This is a genomic window from Streptomyces sp. NPDC051664 (genome assembly GCF_044453545.1).
GTDB lineage: Bacteria > Actinomycetota > Actinomycetes > Streptomycetales > Streptomycetaceae > Streptomyces.
In genome coordinates, this window is record NZ_JBITCU010000095.1 from 1 (window position 1) to 2854 (window position 2854).

Annotated in this window: 4 protein-coding genes; 3 read left to right on the forward strand and 1 reads right to left on the reverse strand. The window is 64.2% G+C overall.

The features are described from left to right. Positions 1-621 precede the first annotated feature (621 nt). Positions 622-942 carry a hypothetical protein gene (locus tag ACIA8E_RS41635; protein ID WP_399307279.1) on the forward strand — a complete coding sequence of 107 codons (321 nt, stop codon included), beginning with the start codon at positions 622-624 and terminating at the stop codon, positions 940-942. A 123-nt stretch (positions 943-1065) separates the two neighbouring features. Here ACIA8E_RS41635 and ACIA8E_RS41640 read toward each other — a convergent pair whose 3' ends face one another. Continuing rightward, positions 1066-1269, reverse strand: coding sequence for a cold-shock protein (locus ACIA8E_RS41640; RefSeq protein ID WP_019072426.1), 204 nt, complete (start codon positions 1267-1269; stop codon positions 1066-1068). A 753-nt stretch (positions 1270-2022) separates the two neighbouring features. Between ACIA8E_RS41640 and ACIA8E_RS41645 the strand changes: the two genes are divergently transcribed. Then, the gene (locus ACIA8E_RS41645) at positions 2023-2235 is read left to right on the forward strand and encodes a type II toxin-antitoxin system HicA family toxin (protein WP_399307281.1); all 213 of its coding nucleotides are present in this window, start codon (positions 2023-2025) and stop codon (positions 2233-2235) included. Beyond that, positions 2232-2756 carry a type II toxin-antitoxin system HicB family antitoxin gene (locus tag ACIA8E_RS41650; RefSeq protein ID WP_399307283.1) on the forward strand — a complete coding sequence of 175 codons (525 nt, stop codon included), beginning with the start codon at positions 2232-2234 and terminating at the stop codon, positions 2754-2756. Before ACIA8E_RS41645 ends, ACIA8E_RS41650 begins: the two co-directional genes overlap by 4 nt. Positions 2757-2854: the final 98 nt, after the last annotated feature.

The following is a 2854-nucleotide window of genomic DNA, read 5'->3' on the forward strand; positions in this document are numbered from 1 at the left end:
CCGGGCCGCCAACCTGCCCCAGCCCACGAAATTCCGCACCTCGCAAGCACAGAGTCCCCGTCAGCGAACCGACGAGGACTCATGAACGATCGAGGTTAGACGAGCTGGGTGACAACGAGTGACGAGGTCTGGGACGTGGCGCCAGCGGGACTGGCCTGCGGTGGCGTGGAGAAAAGTGACTGCCGGATTGTTGCGGCGCCGGTTCGGGGATGCTGCAATTACCCGCGTGCCCGCTGTGAGAACTGCTCCGACTCTGTGCCGGCACTGAGAACGCAGAGCCTGCTTCAGCGCCAGGTCGACCATCTTCAATGTGCCAGTACTTTCGGCCAGTTGAGGGGCGGGCCCCCTCCGTGTGACTGAAGTCTAAGGGCTGTCCCGTAATCCCTGGCAGCGCACGACGACAGCTACGGCACCGCACCGTGTTGTCGGAACGCCCGAGTTCGCAGTATGAGGACGCCCTTCTGCCCTGCGATGCAGCGTATCCGACTGATGGGCGTCATCCGATTTATGCACGAAACGACAGCCGACTTCACTCTTCCGAAGACGCCCGGAACACGCTATTTCCAGACCAAGTACAGGCGGTAGCGGTGAAAGCGAATGTCGCATCGCGGTGAAAGATGCATGCCGCCCATCAGTAAAAAGCCGCTTCGGCCTCATCAGGTTGAAACCGTTGACGCTGTGGTGCGCGGCCTTGATATTCCGCCCGGGAAGCTGATCCCGCGTAATGGTCTGCGAGACACGGTGGTGGCGTGCGGTACAAAAAGACCTTCATCGCCGCGCATTCCGCGCCGTAGCGCAGCATTTCAAGAAGAGCGGTCGCTGTTCCGGCTCGGAGGGCACCACTACTCCGGTGGCACCGTCACGCCCGACATCGGACCCATCGGCCTTTACGCCGGTCTCGACACAGATCAGGGCCGCGCAGCTGTTGCTGCGCGGCCCTGATCACGTGCGCCCAGATCCCAACCACCGGCGCCTGAAGGCTGGCGCCGGCTGTGGGGGGGTGGATCAGTCGGACAACGGGGCCTGCCCGGGGGCAGCCGTACGCTCCGAGCGCGGGTGGGAAGGTCAGGCGGGGTTGATGTTCTCGGCCTGGGGGCCCTTCTGGCCCTGGGTGACGTCGAACGTCACGGCCTGGCCTTCCTGGAGCTCACGGAAGCCCGAGGAGTTGATCGCGGAGTAGTGCGCGAACACGTCCGGGCCGCCGCCGTCCTGGGCGATGAAACCGAAGCCCTTCTCCGCGTTGAACCACTTCACAGTTCCCGTTGCCATGTCTTATGCCTTCCAGTCGATGAACGCCTCCCACTCCATGTGGAAGGCAGAGGTGATCGCCCTGGTTCCTGCGGCACAGCACAGCAAAGCGCCCACGCCGAAGACGTGGGCGAAGGAGAACTTCCGAACCAGGACAGCTGACGCAGACGCTACACGCCCACACACCCTGTCACCAGAGGAAATGACCACGCGCTGCCTCAGGCCGCGGGCGGGTCGGACGCTTCGGCGGCTTGTCGGCCCTGCACAAGCGCAGCGGCCGACGGCCGACGTGTCTCTCAAGGGCCCAGCGCAGCGCCGTCCGCTTCCCGCGTCGTAGCCGGCGCGTGGTCGGACGGGCGGTTTTCCGAGCGGAGAACGCCGCGGGCGCGGAGCTGCTGGAGGCTCTCCAGTCCGCCCGGCCGGTACAGCGGGCTGGCGGCGATGTCGGCCTCTGCCGCCAGGACCCGCCGAGCGCCACCCCTGCGTACCTGGGGAAGGGCGGGCGCCTTGTGCTGCGGGCCATGACCCAACGGTCTACGCCGTGTGCCGCCGTGTGCTCATAGCCGCTGATCGTACGGACCCCTGTGTCACCCAAGGTGAGCGACGTGGATGACGACGACGGTGATGGCGGCGCTGGCGACCTCGTACCTATGCAGGGTGGCCCACCCCAGGCGCCGGACTTTGACGAGCAGCACGACGTGGTTGTGAAGCGGCGGGCTCCGAGTTGTCTAGCTCGCTTGACTTGACTTGTCTATGGCCACTAGACTTACTCTTATGAAGTACAGGGATCTGATCAAAAGGATCAGCGACGCGGCAAAGGCCAAGCATGTCCTCTTCACCCTGCTGCGGCAGAAGGGGAGCCATCAAACGTGGCAGTGCGGCGCCATCCGCGTGGTCATCCCCAAGCACAGTGAAGTCAACGAGATCACTGCGGAAAGCATTTGCAAGTCCCTCGAACCCGAACTCGGAAAGGGGTGGTGGCGATGACCGTCTACCGCGTTACTGCACGACGCTCGGGCGACTGGTGGGCCCTTGAGGTTCCCGACCTTCCAGGGGTCTTCAGCCAGGCAAAGCGCCTTGAGAGCGCCGAAGAGGCGGCACGCGAAGCGATCGCCGTCATGCTCGACTGCGAAACCGACGACATCCACGTGACCATCGAGCCTGTGCTCCCTGACCGTGTCGCGAAGGCGGTTGCCGACGCCGAGGCGGCCAGGAGCATCGCGGACGAGGCCGCAGCGAAGGCGCAGGCTGCCATGCAGGCAGCTGCGACAGAGTTGACTGAGTCGCTCAGCCAGAGGGATGCCGGCCGCGTGCTGGGTGTGTCGTTCCAGCGCATCTCACAGCTGTTGAAGGCTCAGGTCGAGGCAGTGTCGTCTGATGCCACAGTCCGATCGCGTGCCCAGCGGGCCCTGCGTAACGCACACGTGGCAGACCTGCCGAAGGCGAAGGATGCCAGCAGTCGCGAGCGGTCCGTACGCAGGAAGGAAAAGGAAAAGGAAAGGGTCTAGCCTCAATACCAGTAACTTAGGTGCAATCTGGTCGTTGTTGGTGGTATGCCGAGAGTGGGTCAGCTGAAGTCATCTGGTGAGCGTCTTTCGGACCGGGT

Coding starts and splice junctions, on each gene's coding strand:
- ACIA8E_RS41645 (WP_399307281.1), top strand. CDS start 2,023: ATGAAGTACAGGGATCTGATCAAAAGGATCAGCGACGCGGCAAAGGCC.
- ACIA8E_RS41635 (WP_399307279.1), top strand. CDS start 622: ATGCCGCCCATCAGTAAAAAGCCGCTTCGGCCTCATCAGGTTGAAACC.
- ACIA8E_RS41640 (WP_019072426.1), bottom strand. CDS start 1,269: ATGGCAACGGGAACTGTGAAGTGGTTCAACGCGGAGAAGGGCTTCGGT.
- ACIA8E_RS41650 (WP_399307283.1), top strand. CDS start 2,232: ATGACCGTCTACCGCGTTACTGCACGACGCTCGGGCGACTGGTGGGCC.